Genomic DNA, 16,813 nt, shown 5'->3' on the forward strand with positions numbered 1-16,813 from the left:
GCCTCGCGGACCCGCACGCAGCGCAAGCCCGGCATCGCGCGCGAAATTGCGCCCCTTGACCGCCGATCGGGGCGGGCATACGTTCACGAACGAGTCCGGGGGTTCGGGTCACCGGTAGGAGGCCCGGTCCAAGCCCTCGGCTCGGCCGAGGGAGTGACGTCTATGGCCGTCTGGGACGATATCGCCTCCAGCGTGGAGGATCCGGCAGCCCTGCAGCGCCTGGAACCGCTGCTCGCTCGGCTGGATGACGAGCCAGAGGACATCGTCGACAGCAACGGCGATCCGTGGCGCGTCTGGGAGGACGACCTCGGCGGCGACGACCCGCTCACGATCGTCCCCAGCCGCTCCGCCGTGGGACCGGGCGGTGCGGACGACGGCGTGCTCGTCATGCCCGACCCCACCGTCAACGTGAGGGTGGCGCTCGCGCTGGATGCGCCCGGCGGCGACCCCGACGGCGGCATCCGCGTGACCCTGAGGACGCCCGGCCTGCTGTTCCGCCCGCCCCGCCTGGTGCCGGCGCTGCTCGACAGCCGCGGCCAGCTGCGACCCGACCCGTCGAAGCAGCATGTCGAGTTCCGCCTGCCGCGTGTGCGGATCCGCATCGAGCGCCCGGCCGACGGCGCCTTCTCGACCCGGATGCTCGGCGCGTCGACCGACGACGACGACCCCGGGCCGGAGCGCCTCTACGAGTTCATCCAGATGGTGCCGCCGTATGCGCTGAGCGGCCCCGACGCGACGTTCGGCTTCGCCTTCCGCTCCGCGGTGCTGGACATGAGCGAGACCGAGACCCCGTCGAGCCCCGGCGCCGACGTGATCAGCCTCCCCGACGACTGGCAGGGGCTGTGGCTGCCGGAGGCCCGGATCTTCGTCGCACCGGATGGCCTGCAGGGCATCGCGGTCAGCGCCGGCGTGCGCGACCTCTACGTCGGCATCGGCGACAGCGACGGCCTGAGCGGCGAGTTCCAGGTGGAGGTCGTCAACCGCGGCGGCGCGCCCACGCTCGGGCTGCGCATCCACACCCCGAACGGTGAACTCATCCCCATCGCCGCCGATGCCACCAGCGCCGAGGCGCCGGCCGGCTCGACAATCGTCGCCGACGCCAATGGCGGGCTCGCCCCGCACACCTACCAGCTGGTGATCGGCGGCACCGCGGTCTCGGGAGACCGCGCCCCGCTGGGATCCCTGGCGACGCCCGCCTCGGTCTCCGCGACGGTCAACGATGCCGGCGCGCACACCACCACGCGAGCGCTCACCGTCTCCCTCCGGACGGCAGCGCGACCCGGCGATGGTGAGCCGGCACCCAGCACCAATCCGGCCACCATCACCCGCCCGCCTGCAGCAGAGGTCGTCATCCGCATCGCGCGCCAGACGGCGACCGAGGTGGTACTGCACGCGCCCGCGGCGCATGGCGAGCTCACCTGGACCACGCCCGCCGGGAGCCAGACGACCGCGGCCGGCGGCGAGGTGACGGTCGCCGTCGCGCCCGGCGCATCGTCGGTGGCCGTGAGCGTCAGCGAACGCGTCGTCGGCGTCGAGGTGAGGGAGGACTGCTTCTTCACGTTCGCGTCGCCGCGGGCGAACGAGACGGCGACCGCGACCGCCCTCGCGACCTACCAGCGCGACGCCGGCAACACGAGCCAGCAGGCGCAGCTCGGTCAGCGCGGATCGTTGACGGCCCCGTTCTTCCGCGACGGCGCCGCGACGCGGTTCGCCCGCTACCCGGGCGTCGCCTGGGTGATCGACGGCTTCGCCTCCTACGAGGGCAGGCCCGAGCAGCGGGACTACAACCGGGCGCTGAGCGAACGACGTATGGCGGTGCTGCAGGCGATGCTGGCCGACCTCGGCATCACGAACGTCGCGCTCGGCACCGCGCACGGCCACGACCGCGCCGTCACCCCCGCGGCTGGCGAGCCGCCGTCCGGGTCCGGTGAGTGGCGCCGCGCGACCGCCTCGACCACCACGGCGGACGTCACCCTCTCCGGCAGCGCCACGCTCGACCGCCCGGCCTCCCCGACGCCGGTGACGCCGGACGTCGACCCGGTGCCGCAGGAGCCCGGCCGACCGGACTGCTTCCGCAAGATCGGCGTCCGCGTGCGGATCGAGCAGGACATCTTCACGCGCCTGGAGATCTACGGCGAGTTCGACATCGAGACCGCCACCGAGGGCCGGCTGCCCGCCGCGTCGAACGACCTGCCGCCCAACCCGTCCGACGGCATCGTCTCGTTCCTCATCGGCCTCAAGCTCGCGGCCGACCGCTCATCGTGGGAGGTTCGCGGCGAGTTCCGCGGCGACGACGCCGACCTCGACGGACTCGTGCGCTGGTCGGATGCGAACGGCGACGACACCGCCCTCAACATCCTGGGCGGCGTCGCGATCATGGCGCCGCTGATGGCGATCGCCACCCCGCCGACGGCCGATGGCACGGACCTCGTGCCGATGGTGCTGATCGGTGCCGCCGCCGGCGCGCTGGGCGCCTCCGGCGTGCTCAAGACGCACTCGCTGATCCTGCGCGGCGTGGAGCTCGTGGTCGCCGACACGCTCATCGACGCCACCGACGCGACGGGGCCCACTCGCACGACCATCACCCTGCTGTTCGACATCGAGACCGCCTTCTCGTTCGACGCCGGCATCATCGAGATCGACCCCGCGAAGCCGGTCACGACGCGCTACAAGGCGATCGGCGTGCGGGCCGGCTGGGATGAGGTCGACGACGGATCGGGCGGGGTCGACTACGCCCCCGTGCCGGTCTTCGACGCGTCGCGCGGCTACACGCTCGACATCCCCGCCGGGTCGATGTCGGCGACGCCGCCCCTCGATGAGCTGCTGCGGATCCTCGGCGTGCAGGTGAGCCGCAGCAATCCCGCCTACCTCGAGCTCGAGGTGGCGCTGGGCATCGACCTCGGCGTCATCTCGGTCGACTCCGCACGCGTGCGGATCCTGCTCGACACTCCCACCGACATCGAGCTGACGAAGCTCGCGGCGTCGATCGAGATCCCCGGCGCCCTGCACGGCAAGGGCTCGGTGAGCATCGACGAGCACGGGTTCAGCGGCGCCCTCGACATCACGCTCACCTCGATCAACCTGCGGGCCGCGGCGACCATCACCGTCAGCACGCATCCCACCGACGGCTACACCGGCGTGCTGGTCGGCGCGGAGGTCGAGTTCCCGGTGCCGCTGGTGCTGGGAGGGTCGGGGCTCGGCATCTTCGGCTTCAGCGGCGGCGTGGCGATCAACTACACGCGCAACAGCGGCAGCGAGCCCACCGCGGCGCTGCAGTGGGTGCACCGCCAGCTCGCCGGCGACGGGGTCATGGACGGATCGGGCTGGACGCTCGACTCCGGCACGTTCGCGATCGCGGCGGGGATGCTGGTCGGCACGCTTGAGGGCGGCTTCCTCATGCACCTCAAGGGCATGCTGATGATCGAGATCCCCGGACCTCGCCTGCTGCTGATCATGAAGGCCGACGTGATCAAGGCTCCGCCCGCGCTCGGCGCCACCCAGAGCGCCACGTTCCTGGCCGTGCTCGATCTCGACGTGGTGCGCGGCACCATCACCATCGCGATCGTCGCCGAATACACGATCGAGCGCATCCTGCAGATCCGGGTGCCGGTCACCGCGTTCTTCCCGACGAAGGGCGACACGCGCCACTGGTTCATCGATCTCGGCAGCTTCGACGACCCGATCACGGTCGCGGTGCTGGACGCGTTCGAGGGCACCGGCTACCTGATGATCCACGGCGCCGGGCTGACGCATCCCAACCTCGGCGTCACCACGACCGGGCTCACCGTCACCGCCGGGTTCCACCTGCGCGCCGTGCTCATGGGCTCGAAGAGCATCGGGCTGTACCTGGAGGCGACGGCGGGCTTCGACGTGCTCCTCGCCTTCGAGCCGGTGTTCCTCGCCGGTCGCATCTACGTGACCGGCGAGCTGCGCCTGTTCATCATCAGCATCGGCGCCAGCGCCGAGCTGCAGATCCGGGTGGGGCAGGAGGATCCCGCGCAGCCGGACCAGACGACGTTCGTGTTCGGCGAGGTCTGCGGCAAGGTCGACTTCTTCTTCTTCTCCGTCAAGGGGTGCGTCTCGCTCGAGATCGGTCACCAGCCGACGCTGCCGCCCGCCCCGGACCTGGTGCTGGGCGTCTCGCTCGTCGGCCGCGGCCCCGCACTGATCGAGGGCGATGGGGCGGAGCGCATCATCGACGGCAAGCTCGGCGTCGCCGTGGCGGGCGACGGCAGCGCGGTCCCGGTCGCCGACCGCCTGCAGGTGCCGATCGATGCCATCCCCGTGATCGCCTTCAGCGCCACGCCGGACCTCGAGCCCGGCGGCACGGTGCTGGGCACCGCGCCGGTCGGCCCCAGCAGCGCCGGGTTCACGGGCGGATGGGTGAAGCGCGGCGACCTGTGGGTGCGGTACCGCGTGACCTCGGTGACGCTGCTGGAGGGTTCCACGACGTTCGACCCCGACGGCCAGCAGACCCCGTCGGCGTGGTGGGCGCAGAGCCCACCGGATCCGTCGCTGGTCGACAGCCTGGCGCTGCTGAGCTGGATCCCGAATGCCACGCCGCATGCGCTGCCCTACGGCGAGACGCTGGTCGAGGGGCTCACCCGCGAGTGGGATGTGTGCACCCCCGCTGCACCCCCGGCCGAGTCGCTGTGGACGTTCGACCGCCAGCGACTCGGACCCGACGCCACCGGATGGCACCTGCGCGGCCTGAGCTGGCCGGACCCCGCCGACACGCAGGAGCCGCAGCGGACGCGCGTCGACCTGCACGTCACGGAGCCGTGGCGCACCGGGCACGCGGTCGCCGACCTGCTCGGTCCCAGTCCTGGCCGGATCGTCGGCGACGCGGTCGGCTGCGCGAGCGAGGAGGCGATCCCGCCGTCGCTGCAGGCCTGGGGCGACGACATCCGTGCCAGCCGGGCCGCGGGACTGGAGCAGCCGCTCGGACGCGAGGATCTCGCCGAGGCGCTGGCGGCCGGCGCATCGCTGCTCGACGCCGTCGCCGCGGTCACCGACCTGGGCTGGGATCCGCAGCTGAACCCCGAGGTCGGCGGCTGCGAGGGACGCATCCTCGAGGCGCCGCTCGGGCTCGACGACGACCCCTCGGTCGCGGGACCGGCCAGCGACCGCAGCGTCGTCGTCGAGGCTTGGGAACAGGCCCGGCACGAGCCCAATGCGCTGCGCAACGCCGTGCGCATCACCCCCACCTCGGCCCTCACCACGATGAGCGTCATGCTGCTGGTTCCCGACCGGCAGCTGGCCGCGGGCTCCCTGACGATCCGGCGGCTGAAGGCAGACGGATCGGAGCTCGACGCAACCGCGGTCACGCAGGCCCACCGCGTGGGCGCCGGTGCGACGGTGCCCACCACCTGGTGGGATCCGAACCTCGGCCCGTGGGCCGACCCCGTCTCGCGCGCGGGACGCGCGGCGGCCCGGATCGCGCAGTCGCGCCCGGCCGACGAGAAGGGCAGGTTCGCCCTGGTGTTCGTCGAGCTGCCCGACGCGGGTGAGACCGCGATGGTCGACATCGGCTGGCAGCGAGCCGTCGCCCCCTCGGCGAGCCCGTTCTTCGTCATCGCGCTCGCCGGGCTGACGCTCGCCGAGCGCGAGCGCCACACGCGCCAGAGCGACTACCTCGCGGAGCGTCGCGCTGCCGTCGAGACGACCCTGACCCAGGACCCGAGCGATCACGCGCTGCTGCGCCCCGGCCGCTCGTACACGGTCCGGGTGGCGTGGCAGTCGCAGACGGTGGAGCAGCCAGAGCGGCCCGGCGATGTTCCGGGGGCCTGGGATCCCGGGGCTCCGGCGGAGTACACGTTCTGGACCGTCGAGCGCGACGCGCGGCCGGCCGACCTCTCGCCATGGCTGCTCGCCACGGCACCGACGACGGGAGAGCACGGCGTGCTGTGCACGCAGCCGGTGCGCCTGGCGCTCTCGAGCCAGAGCGTGACGCGGCTGTTCGCGGCGCACGGCCGCACGCTGCAGGTGCGCGTGCGCGCGGCCAGCGGATCGCACCCGCCGCCTCCGGGCGGCGCGGCCGATGATCTGGTGCTGATCCCGATGGATCCCGGTGGCATCCGGCGCGCGCTGAGCCCCGCAGTCGACGTCTCCTCCGCCTTCCACAAGGGACTGCGCGAGGTCGCCGACGCGCTCCCGTGCGTCGACCCTGGGCCCGCGCCGGATCGTGAGGAGATCTTCATCCCCTACCACTTCGATCCGCTCACCGAGTATCTGATCGACGTGTTCGCCGTCCCGGACGGCGCCACGACCGTCACCGATGACGACCGCGTGCACCGGATCTCGTTCACGACCTCCCGCTTCGACACCGTCGGGGAGCTGGCCGCGCTGGTCAGGTTCGGCCCGACGAGCGACATCGCGCTCACGAACCCGAGCGCGCTCGACTCCCTGACGGACCGGCCCAGCGGAGCCGAGCTCGACGAAGCGTTCCTGGCCGCCGGACTCGATGCACCCACCGTGCCGAGGGTCTCGTCGACCACCGTCGCCTGGGGAGTGCGGGGCGGCGTGATGGAGCCGATCGCGGTCATCATCGAGAGCAACGAGACGCTCTGGCGCTCCCGTTCGCAGCCGGTCGAGCAGCATGCCGACGCGGACAGCGAGGATCCTCGCCACACCTGGTGGGTCCGCACCCCCACCGACTGGATGACGGTCGAGACGAGCGGCGACGCCGCCGTCCGCCGGCGCATCCGCGGCCCGGGAGACACGCGGCTGGTGGTGCTGCTCGAGCCAGGGCAGCGCGGGAAGACGCTCAGCATCGACCTGGTGGTGCCCGCAGATCCGTTCTGGCGATCGCCGGACTCCCCGGGGGACGGCGATGAGCAGCGCTCCCCGATGGCGTCCTTCGTGCTCAGCCAACCCATCTGGGAGGTGGAGGACTGATGGCCATCTCGAGCGACGTGTTCGCGTTCCGGGGCGAGGGCGCGGTGATCCCCTGGGCGTCGATCAGCCGCGAGCAGGATGCCGCGGGCCGCGGACGCGGCGACCCCGAGCAGCTGCGAGCGCGCAAGCGCGCGATCGCGGATCGACCGGCCGACGTGCAGCTGCGGTGGATGGTGGCACCCACGCTCGGGATGCCGAACCAGCCGTTCCAGGTGTTCCGCCGCCAGCCGGGGCGCATCCCGCTCGCGGAGATCCCGGTCCGCTCCGGCAGGAGGCTGACCCTCGATCGCGTCGCAGCCGTGATCGAGGTCGACGTGACCGCGCCCGCCGGGAGCACGGTGACGCTCTCGGCATCGCGCGTCGGAGCGCGAGCGGACGACGCCGATGATCGACCCATCCGCGTGGAGGAGATGGTCGGTGCCGCAAGCCGGGTGGCGCCGTCATCGGGGAGCCTGCGGCTGCAGATCCGCTGCAGCGGCGCGACCGTGATCGAGGTCTCGCCGGGACGGATGACGCGGGTCGCCGTCGGCCTGCTCGAGGACGTCGTGGCACTGCCGGACTGGGAGCTGATCGAGGTCGTCGGCCTGCCGTTCGATGTCGGCACCTACGACGCCGGAGAGCAGGGACTCGTCACGGCGCTCACCGACCCGGAGACGGCCGCGATCCAGCGGCTCGAGCGCGGCTCGCCGCCGATCGGATGGTTCCCGGCCACGGAGGACGCCACGATCGCCCCCGACTGGTCCGCACCCGACCCGGCCGAGCTCGTCAAGGAGGTCACGCTCGGGCTGAGAGAGGAGATCAAGCCGATCTTCGATGGCCGGCCAGCCCACACCGCGGCCCGGTTCGCGACCACCCGCAGGGCGACGCCCGACGGTTCCACGCTGGAGACGGTCGCCACGATCAGGCCGTTCCACTCCCTCACCCTGCCGCCCTCGGCCGAAGCGCCGCTCGCGCTCGCCCTCGGCTTCGGCACCGCCTACGCCGCGCAGGACGGCGATGTGGAGGCGGGCGCCACCGACGACTACCTGATCCTGGCGACCTACGACGACGAGATCCCCGACAGCGGAGGCAGCAACGAGATCGCCGCCTTCATCCCCACCCCGGCGCTGCACCACCGGCTCACCGCGCCGCAGCTGCTCGAGACCCGCAGCGCCGGGCTGCGCGCCCCTGAGGCGCCCGACGGCCCGTGGGCGGACGATGCGCAGGTGAGCTGGGCCGAGTCGCCGGCCAGCGCCGCGCTGGAGCGGCCCTCGGGCGCAGCCTTCGCCCGCACCGAGCTCGGGGCGACCAGGGCCGACTCGCTGCTGCCGCCGCGGGATGCCGGAGGGCCGCGCACGCTGCTGCCCACCACCTCGCCCGCAGCCGAGGGCCCACCCCCCGACGACACGGTGCCGCGCATCCGAGAGGGGCGCGTCGGCCTGGTCGACGGTGCGCTCACGATTTCCGCGACCACGGGGGCGAGATCGGTCTCCTACAGCGTCGCGCTCGTCGACCTGTACGGCGTCTGGTCGCCCTGGGAGGATCGCGACCACGTCGCGCTCGCGCCCGCACCGCCTGCGCCCGGCATCGTGGATGTGTCGATGGTGGCGCAGTACGACGGGCACCCGGCCGCGTGCCCGACCGTCACGACCTTCGACCTCACCGTCGACTGGGAGACCCGCGTGCCGAGCGCCGTCCAGCTGCTTCCGGTGCTCTTCCCCACGGCACGGACGGGAGACGCTCCCGGCGCGCGGCCGCCGGCGGCGGCGCCCGCGTCGACGATCCCGATCCCGCTGACCCTGCAGTTCCTGGGCGACGAGCTGCAGCCACCGGCGTCGCCGCCCGCCGGCTTCTCCGTCACCATCGAGCACGTCGACGAGGAGGGCGAGCAGGTCGTGCTCCCCGGCGCCGATCAGGGCGAGAAGCGGCGCCGGTATCGCATCGTGCTCACGCACACGCTCGACTACAGCGGCACCCGGTGGTGGGGTGTGGAGATCTGGGCGCGCACGCACCTCGCGCTCGGCATGACCAGCATCTGGGTGCCGACGGTGCCAGCCGGCGACCCGCGGCCGCCCAGCGCCTACGCGATGACGGCACGCGCGGCCAGCCCGGTGCCGCCGAGCCCGCCATTGGTCACGCAGGGGCCGTCCGTGCCGCTGGCGAGCACGCCGGACGCCCAGGGGCACAGCCACGCCAGCATCCCCGTCACCGTGCACGGCCCCAACCCGCGCACCGTCAGCATCTGGGAGGTCTCGGAGGCGGCGCTGCGCACAGCGGCGGGGCTCGCGCAGCGGGCGGAGGAGACCGCGACGCCCAGCGAGCGCCTCGTGCAGCTGCGGGCCGTGTACGACGGGTTGAGCGCGACCCGTCGGCGCGCCGTGTTCCGCCGAGCGCTCACGGTCGACGCCACCACGGGCGTTGCCGACGTCGTGCTGCCGCGCGGCTCGACCGACATCCACCTCTTCGGCCTCACCGCGACCACCGCGGAGGGGGTCGAGTCGGAGTGGCCGCAGGGCGGCGGCGCGATCGCGCCGCATCAGTACCTGCATGCAGTCATGGCACCGCGCCTGGTCGCGCCGGCGGTCCCGGCCGTGCGAGCCACACCCGTCGCCGCCGGCCTCGCCGTCGAGCTGCGCTGCCTCAGCCGCATCCCGGTCGCCCGCTTCGAGGTCTTCGCCACCCGATCCTCGGCTGCCTCGCGCGTGGCCTCGTCGATGGGCCCACCGGTGATCGCCCCGATCGCCACGCTCGATGCTGCCTGGACGCCGGAGATCCCCGCCGAGCAGGGGATGCAGCGCTACACGGCGGTGGCCGTCGCCCCGCTGGCCGACAGCTGGACGCCGTGGTTCGTGCGCGCCGTCGCCGTGCCGGTCGATGCCGTCGGCGTGCTCGCGCTGCGCGGCATGCGGTCGCCCGACTCCCCCGTCGTGCCCGTCGACCTCCGCCCCTCCGACGGCCCGTTCGTCGCCCCGGTCCTGGGGCGCTCCGTCCGCACCGATCTGGTCGCGTTCCAGAGCGGCACCGACGCCCTGGCGACGACCATCGACGAGGGAGCGTTCACGATCCGCGTCCGTGTCGATTCGGGGGCCGAGAGCCAGACGACGACTGCGGTGCCGCTGGGCGATGTCGCAGCCGTGGTGGATGTGACGGCGCAGCCGAGCGCGATCCCGCTCGCCTCGCAGCCTCCGCTGGTGCTGCGCGGGCCGCGCGTCGGCGGGATGACGCCGCTGGCAGTCTGGTGGCAGCGGCCCAGCGCCGACGACGCGGTGCAGGCCCGGATCTCGGTCACCGACCCCATCGGACGCAGCACCCACGGGATCGGGACGGCGCCGGCGGTGCCCGACGACCCCGCGTTCGGCCTCACGCTCGTCGACGGTCCGACGATCGAGCCGCGCGGCGTCGGGCTGACGCTCTCGACGAAGGCGCCCCGCACGCCGGAGTGGAGCCTGACGATCACCGTCAAGCCGCGGGCGCCGCTGCGCGGCATCCGACCGCGGCCCGTGACCTGGTCGTCCGCGCTCTCAGCGATCCCCACCGAGCGCACGCCCGTGGGCCGCGGGGTGATCCAGGTGCGCCGCATCGCTGGCGACCTGCGCCTGCCCCGCAGGGACAAGGGCGCCTACGCGGTCTTCATCCGCATGAAGCCGCCGTTCACGCTCGTCGCCCGGCTCACCGGGCCGAGCGGCGCCGCCGGAGCCGTCAGTGTCGACGTGGGCGACCGGCTGGTGATCGGGCCGCGGTGACGCTCCGCAGCCGCGAGTGCCCCTGGAGGGATTCGAACCCCCAACCAGCTCCTTAGGACGGAGATGCTCTTCCATTGAGCTACAGAGGCAGGCCCGATGATTCTAGCGCGGGCCGGATGAGCGAAGCGCCCGCCCTCGCGAGGAGGACGGGCGCTGCGCGCGGGGATCAGTTCACGTGATGTCGATGAACACCGGGGCCGAGCCGCCGATGTCGACGCCGGCGACGACGGTGTTGTAGCCGCTCCAGCCGCCGTGCACCGCGCGGCCGCCGCCGATGTAGATCCCGATGTGGGCGCGGCCGACTCCACCGTCGGCGTAGTAGATCACGTCGCCGGGCGATGCCGCCGACATGGGGATGGTCGGGCCGAGGTTGAACAGCGAACCCATCCCGGAGTAGGGAAGACCAGCAGCAGCGATCGCCTTGCGAACCATCGCGACGCAGTCCTGCGAGACGCCGACCTGGCTGAGCGCCGCATTTGCGATGACGCTGCCCGATGCGCCCGCGGATGCCGCGGCGGGCGCTGCGGGCGCTGCGGGCGCGGCCGACGATGACGCGCCGCTCGACGAACCGACCCCTGCGGTGCCGCTGCTCGCGTTCGCGGCCGCTGCCTCCTCGGCCTGGGCCTGCTCCTGCGCCTCGATCTCGGCGGCTGCGGCGGCCTCGAGTTCGGCGAGGATCTGCTCGAGCTCCTCGCGGGTGGTGGCCTGTACGTCAAGGCGATCGGTCCCGAGTCCGCTCTCACCAGCGGTCACGACGCCGGAGACCTGCTGGGCGTCCTGCGCGACAAGCGCCGTCAGCGACTCCTGCGAGCCTGCGTCGGAGGACGTGGCGAATGCCGGCAGGGCCAGCGGTGTCGCGAACGCGGCGGCGACAGCGATCACGCCGACCCGACGGGCGTTCCGCACGACCGATGCGCGGCTGAACCGCTTCGCGCCGGACTCGATGCCGGTCATCTCGGTAGAAGTCGTCACAGGTAGAGCTCCAAAACTGTTGTTGTGTTCGTGTGCCGCTGAGCGACACAGAGGCTTACGTTACCAAATCGTTATGTGTTTGTCACCACACGCGCAGGATCAGCCGAAGCGACGGACATCCGGCGTGCCGAACGCGGCGACCATCGCAGCGTAGTTCGAGTACTTGACGGGCTTTCCACTGACCGCGGCATGCAGGATCTGTCCGTTGCCGGCATAGATCCCTACGTGGCCGTCCCAGACCAGCAGGTCGCCGGCGGCGACCTGGGCGGCGGGCACGGGCGTGCCCACGCCACGCTGAGCCGCCGAGGAGTGCGGCACATAGTAGCCGGCCTGGCCGTAGACCCACGCGGTGTAGCCCGAGCAGTCGAAGCCGGTTGCGGGGCTCGCGCCGCCCCAGACGTAGGGGGCGCCGAGCTGCGACTGGGCGATCCCGACGATGCCGCTGTTCGCGGGGATGCTGACGGTCGCGGGCGCCGCGGCGGCGGTGTCGGTCCCGGCCGCGCTCGTGCCGGTGGCGGCGCCGTTGGCGGCAGCGGCCTCGCGGGCGGCGGCGAGCTCGGCCTGCCGCGCGTCCTCCGCCTCCTGCGCTGCAGCGCGCAACTGCTCGAGCTCGACGGCGGTGGTGCCGGAGATGCCGTCGCGGGCGATCGCCTCGATGCGTGCATCGCTGGCGACCGTGATGGTCTGGGAGTTCTCCGCAACGACGCTCGCGAGCTCCGCGTCGGTGAACTCGGGGCTCTGCGGCGACAACGCTGCGGCCGGCAGCGAGAGCGCACCGATGAGCGCTGCGGCGATGCTGACGACGCCGAAGCTCTTCGCGCCTCGACGCAGCGATGCGGAGGCAGAGCGGGCGGGCTGCTGCGCGACCTGGACGGCCGTGGTGTGCTGCTTCAACGTAGGTGTTCCCCCGGGACTTTCCTGCAGGCCCCCGCACTTCGCTGTGCAGGGCTGACCCGGCGACACTACCCGACCGTTACCATTTCGTCACAATCGGATCCGGGCTCTCGGCGAGCCTGCACGTGGCCTGGATGAAGCCTGAATGAAGCGCGCTCAGCGAGCGAGGTAGACGTGCTGCGCCAGCTCGATCGGCAGGTCGATCACGGCGCCACCGACGACGCTCAGGCGGATGCGCCCGGCGGCCTCGCTCACCTCGACGCTCGCACCGGGGAGCACGCCCGCAGCCTGCAGCTCGGCCAGACCGTCGACGTCATCCTGGATCGGCTCCCCCAGCCGGCGCACGATCCGCGGGCCGCGCGCATCCGTCGCAGCCTCGACGCCGTCGAGGAAGGCGGCAGCCGGGGTGAGGCCCAGCTCGGCCAGACCCGGGATGGGCGTGCCGTACGGCGACTCCGTCGGGTTGCCCAGCAGTGCGATCAGGCGCCGCTCGACCTGCTCGCTCATCACGTGCTCCCAGCGGCACGCCTCATCATGCACGAGGCTCCAGTCGAGCCCGATGACGTCGGCGAGCAGCCGCTCGGCGAGCCGGTGCTTGCGCAGCACGCGCGTCGCGAGCGCGCGGCCATCCTCGGTCAACGCGAGGTGACGGTCGGCGCCGACCACGACGAGGCCGTCCCGCTCCATGCGCGCGACAGTCTGCGAGACCGTCGGCCCCGAGTGGTTCAATCGCTCCGAGATCCGGGCACGGAGGGGCGTGATGCCCTCCTCCTCGAGGTCGAGGATCGTGCGGAGGTACATCTCGGTCGTGTCGACGAGATCGGTCATCCGCACCCCCTTCCCCCTGCGCTCCGGCGCGAGCCGCGTTCGGCTGAGCCAACTACGGCTCCACCTTATTGGCCCGCGCGCTCGTAGGATCGTCCTGTGAGCGACATCGTCATCCCCCACGACCTGCTTCCCGTCGACGGCCGCTTCGGCTGCGGCCCGTCCAAGGTGCGGCCCGAGCAGGTGGAACGCCTGCGCTCGAGCATGGACCTGCTCGGCACCAGCCACCGGCAGGCGCCGGTGAAGTCGCTCGTGCGCTCGGTGCGCGAGGGGCTCGCGGAGCTGTTCGCGGTGCCCGACGGCTACGAGGTGCTGCTCGGCAATGGCGGATCGACCGCATTCTGGGATGCGGCCGCATTCGGCCTCATCGAGCGCCGATCGCACCACCTGACCTTCGGCGAGTTCGGTGCGAAGTTCGGCAAGGCGGCCGCGGCCCCGTGGCTGGAGGCGCCCAGCATCGCGAGCGCCGAGCCGGGTTCGCGGCCCGAGCTCGCGCCCGTCGAGGGCGTCGACGTCGTCGCCTACCCGCACAACGAGACATCCACCGGCGTCTTCCACCCGGTCGTACGCGGCCAGGAGGGCGCACTCACGGTCGTGGACGCCACGAGCGCTGCCGGTGGCCTCGCCGTCGACGTGGCGCAGAGTGACGTCTACTACTTCGCGCCGCAGAAGAACTTCGCCGCCGACGGTGGCCTGTGGCTCGCGCTCGCATCCCCCGCCGCGATCGAGCGCATCGAGCGCATCGCCGCCTCCGACCGCTACATCCCCGACTTCCTGTCGCTGCAGCAGGCGGTGACGAACTCCCGCCTGGATCAGACACTCAACACGCCGGCGCTGTCGACGCTGCTGCTGCTCGACGAGCAGATCCGGTGGATGCTCGCCGGCGGCGGCATGGACGCCATGGCAGCGCGGACCGCCGAATCGGCCGCGACGCTCTACGGCTGGGCGGAGGGTCGGCCGGAGGCGACGCCGTTCGTCGCCGACCCCGACCACCGCTCCAACGTCGTGGTCACCATCGACTTCGACGACGCCGTCGACGCGGCAGCGCTGGCGAAGGCGCTGCGCGCCAACGGCGTGGTCGACACCGAGCCTTATCGCAAGCTCGGGCGCAACCAGCTGCGCGTCGCGACCTTCGCCGCGATCGAGCCGACCGACGTGGTGCAGCTGACGCGCTGCCTCGACTTCCTGCTCGACCGCTAGCTCGGCCGCCGCTAGAGGGCTGCGCGGAAGGTCGCCGCCGCCTGGCTCCCGTCGGGCAGATCGGCGCGGCGCACGGCCTTCACCGTGCCCCCGCCGCGCAGCACCCGCGCCGCGAGCTCGTCGAGCAGGCCGTAGGTCGTCGGTCCGGGCGCATCGGCGAGCGTGATGGCGCCCCACTCGTCGATCGTGCCCTCATCGGTGGACTCCAGGTCGAACAGCAGTGTGTCGACCAGACCGCTGGCGGCGGCTCGCGCGATGTCACTCAGCTGCGCGCTGGCGCGCCCGTCGGCGCGCAGGGTGCCGAAGCGCTCGCGCCATGCGGCCAATTCGTCGTCGCGGTGCTGCTCGAGGATCCCGCGCGCTCTCGACTCCAGCTCCTGGGTCGACAGGGAGGAGGGGTTCGCGTCGATGCCGTGCTCGAGCAGGCCGCTGTAGGTGTTGACCTCGCGATACGCGGGCTCGAGATCGTGCGCCGCGCAGAGCACCAGCGGCAGCCTGGAGTCGCCGATCACGTCGAGCACGGCGTCCTGCACCGCGGACGCGTAGGTGCGCTGCTCGATCTTCGGCCCCAGCGCGCCCTGCGCGCGGACCCGGTCGAAGCGGCCTCCGGTCGTGGTCCGCTCCAGGTTCTCGGCCACGTCATCGGGGAGCGCCGGGAGCGCCTTCTCCTCGCTCGACGCGTCCGGGCCGAGGAACACCAGTCGCACATCGCCCTCGGTGATGGCGAGCACGTACCCCGAGTGCTCGAAGGAGGTCGCGCGCAGGAGCGGGCCGATGTCGAAGCGGTCCCCCACGGCGGTGTGGGAGGGCAGCTCGTTCATCAGTCGGAATGTGCGCACGACGCCGGGCGCGAGGAAGACCGCGAGGCTTCGCGCCTGGGTCGACCACAGCTCACGGTCGCGGTCGAGTGCCCGCACCGCTTCCTCGATGGCATCGCGCTCCTGCCGATCGACCCCGAGCTCGCGCAGTTCGGCCATCGCGCTGGTCGCGGCCGAGCGCAGCGCCAGGCGCGCCGCCTCCGAGTCGACCGAGAACGGCTGACGCTCGGTGCCGGTGCCGGAGGCGAGGTAGATCGAGACACTGCTCGTGGCTCGATGCTCAGACAGATCGACGATATCGCTTGAGGAGGGAATATCAATAGTCATATTGCTATTCTACTCCCGCCTATTCAGGAGGGCAAGCAATAGTGAATGCGTGTGCAATTCATGCGGAATTGCAGCCGCTATTGTCCCTGCAATGCGCGAGGCCGCAGCAGCAATCGCGCGGCGCGTCAGTCCCTGCCGTCGCCCTCTGCGTCGTCGGCGTCATCGGCCTCGTCGAAGTCGTCCTCCACGAAGTCGTCGTCGAAGTCGTCCTCGAGATCCGATTCGAGATCGGATTCCAGCTCGGCGTCGAGATCCGCATCGTCGTCGACCTCGTCGGCGTCCTTGGCGGCGAGGTAGTCGGCGAGGCGATCGGTCCACGGCACCCAGGAGGGCGCGAGCAGCGAGGTGTCGCCCGGCAGCAGCGCCACTTCCAGCACCGTCGGGCCGCCTTCGACGCCGCGCGACAGCAGCACGGTCCAGGACCAGTCGGGATAGCCGGCCAGCGTCGACGCGTGCCGGATCGCCACGACCTGCGCCTGCCCGTCAGCGCCGCCCTCTGCCCGGGCATCCTGCACCTGGCCGACGGCACCGCGCGGCGCGACCTCGTCGAGCGCCGCCATCGCGAGCTCGAGCTCCTGCGCGGTCGGCGTGGTCGGCGCGGTCGGCTGGAGCGCAGCCGACTCCGAGGCGGCCGGCTCCGAGGCCGGAGTGGACTGCTCCTCGGTGACGACGGGCTCGGTGGCCTGGTCGGACTCAGGCGTCGAGGTCATCGGCGACCCTTCGCAGCATCTGCGCCACCGTCGAGCCGTGCGCAGCGCTCGGATAGCGGCCACGACGCAGGTCGTTTCCGATGGTGTCGAGCAGGCGCACGAGGTCCTCGACGATGATCGCCATGTCTTCGGTGTCGCGCCTTGCGGCCTTCACCGCGCTCGGGCCGATGACGCGCACCGACAGCGCCTGCGGACCGCGGCGGCCGTCGGCCACGCCGTACTCGATCTTGGCGCCAGGCTTGATCTGCACGCCCTCCGGCACCGCGGAGGCGTGCAGGAAGACCTCGCCGCCGTCATCGCCGGCGATGAAGCCGAATCCCTTGGCCTCGTCGAAGAACTTCACCCTGCCGGTCGGCATGGCACCCTCCCGCTGCGATCCTTGCGCGGCGCCCTGCCGCTGGCACCAGGGTAGTGGGGTCCGCTGATCCCGCCCGCCGCGATATCCTGG

Annotated in this window: 9 protein-coding genes and 1 tRNA gene; 3 read left to right on the plus strand and 7 right to left on the minus strand. The window is 72.3% G+C overall.

What is annotated here, in order from left to right:
• Positions 1-162: 162 nt before the first annotated feature.
• A complete protein-coding gene (locus tag ABG090_RS09985) occupies positions 163-6,897 on the plus strand; it encodes a hypothetical protein (protein WP_347754332.1) in 6,735 nt (2,244 codons plus the stop codon).
• Entirely contained in the window at positions 6,897-10,619 is a 3,723-nt protein-coding gene (locus ABG090_RS09990; RefSeq protein ID WP_347754333.1) for a hypothetical protein, read from the plus strand. Before ABG090_RS09985 ends, ABG090_RS09990 begins: the two co-directional genes overlap by 1 nt.
• Before the next feature lie 17 nt (positions 10,620-10,636).
• Here ABG090_RS09990 and ABG090_RS09995 read toward each other — a convergent pair.
• The 4 genes from ABG090_RS09995 to ABG090_RS10010 all read right to left on the minus strand — a co-directional run bounded on the left by ABG090_RS09995 (position 10,637) and on the right by ABG090_RS10010 (position 13,313).
• Positions 10,637-10,708 (minus strand) — tRNA-Arg (locus ABG090_RS09995).
• Between the two features lie 82 nt (positions 10,709-10,790).
• Positions 10,791-11,591, minus strand: a complete 801-nt coding sequence (locus ABG090_RS10000) for an NlpC/P60 family protein (protein WP_347754334.1) — start codon at positions 11,589-11,591, stop codon at positions 10,791-10,793.
• A 99-nt stretch (positions 11,592-11,690) separates the two neighbouring features.
• Positions 11,691-12,485 (minus strand): C40 family peptidase, encoded by a 795-nt coding sequence (locus ABG090_RS10005; RefSeq protein ID WP_347754335.1) that lies wholly within the window; start codon positions 12,483-12,485, stop codon positions 11,691-11,693.
• 156 nt (positions 12,486-12,641) lie between these two features.
• Complete coding sequence (locus ABG090_RS10010; RefSeq protein WP_347754336.1) at positions 12,642-13,313, minus strand: iron dependent repressor, metal binding and dimerization domain protein; 672 nt, start codon at positions 13,311-13,313, stop codon at positions 12,642-12,644.
• 96 nt (positions 13,314-13,409) lie between these two features.
• Between ABG090_RS10010 and serC the strand changes: the two genes are divergently transcribed.
• Positions 13,410-14,510 carry a phosphoserine transaminase gene (serC, locus tag ABG090_RS10015; RefSeq protein WP_347754337.1) on the plus strand — a complete coding sequence of 367 codons (1,101 nt, stop codon included), beginning with the start codon at positions 13,410-13,412 and terminating at the stop codon, positions 14,508-14,510.
• 11 nt (positions 14,511-14,521) lie between these two features.
• Here serC and ABG090_RS10020 read toward each other — a convergent pair whose 3' ends face one another.
• The 3 genes from ABG090_RS10020 to ABG090_RS10030 all read right to left on the minus strand — a co-directional run bounded on the left by ABG090_RS10020 (position 14,522) and on the right by ABG090_RS10030 (position 16,723).
• Complete coding sequence (locus tag ABG090_RS10020) at positions 14,522-15,655, minus strand: hypothetical protein (RefSeq protein WP_347754338.1); 1,134 nt, start codon at positions 15,653-15,655, stop codon at positions 14,522-14,524.
• Between the two features lie 125 nt (positions 15,656-15,780).
• Positions 15,781-16,365, minus strand: coding sequence for a DUF3027 domain-containing protein (locus ABG090_RS10025; protein WP_347754339.1), 585 nt, complete (start codon positions 16,363-16,365; stop codon positions 15,781-15,783).
• Positions 16,349-16,723: a cold shock domain-containing protein gene (locus tag ABG090_RS10030; protein ID WP_347754340.1), complete on the minus strand. Its 375-nt coding sequence runs from the start codon at positions 16,721-16,723 to the stop codon at positions 16,349-16,351. Before ABG090_RS10030 ends, ABG090_RS10025 begins: the two co-directional genes overlap by 17 nt.
• Between the last annotated feature and the right edge of the window lie 90 nt (positions 16,724-16,813).

This window comes from Agrococcus sp. ProA11, assembly GCF_039880525.1.
Classification (GTDB): Bacteria; Actinomycetota; Actinomycetes; order Actinomycetales; family Microbacteriaceae; genus Agrococcus; species Agrococcus chionoecetis.

Excerpts from the sequence above, each read along its gene's own strand:
- ABG090_RS10030 (WP_347754340.1), bottom strand. The coding sequence starts at position 16,723 with ATGCCGACCGGCAGGGTGAAGTTCTTCGACGAGGCCAAGGGATTCGGC.
- ABG090_RS10020 (WP_347754338.1), bottom strand. The coding sequence starts at position 15,655 with ATGACTATTGATATTCCCTCCTCAAGCGATATCGTCGATCTGTCTGAG.
- ABG090_RS10025 (WP_347754339.1), bottom strand. The coding sequence starts at position 16,365 with ATGACCTCGACGCCTGAGTCCGACCAGGCCACCGAGCCCGTCGTCACC.
- ABG090_RS10010 (WP_347754336.1), bottom strand. The coding sequence starts at position 13,313 with ATGACCGATCTCGTCGACACGACCGAGATGTACCTCCGCACGATCCTC.
- ABG090_RS09990 (WP_347754333.1), top strand. The coding sequence starts at position 6,897 with ATGGCCATCTCGAGCGACGTGTTCGCGTTCCGGGGCGAGGGCGCGGTG.
- ABG090_RS09985 (WP_347754332.1), top strand. The coding sequence starts at position 163 with ATGGCCGTCTGGGACGATATCGCCTCCAGCGTGGAGGATCCGGCAGCC.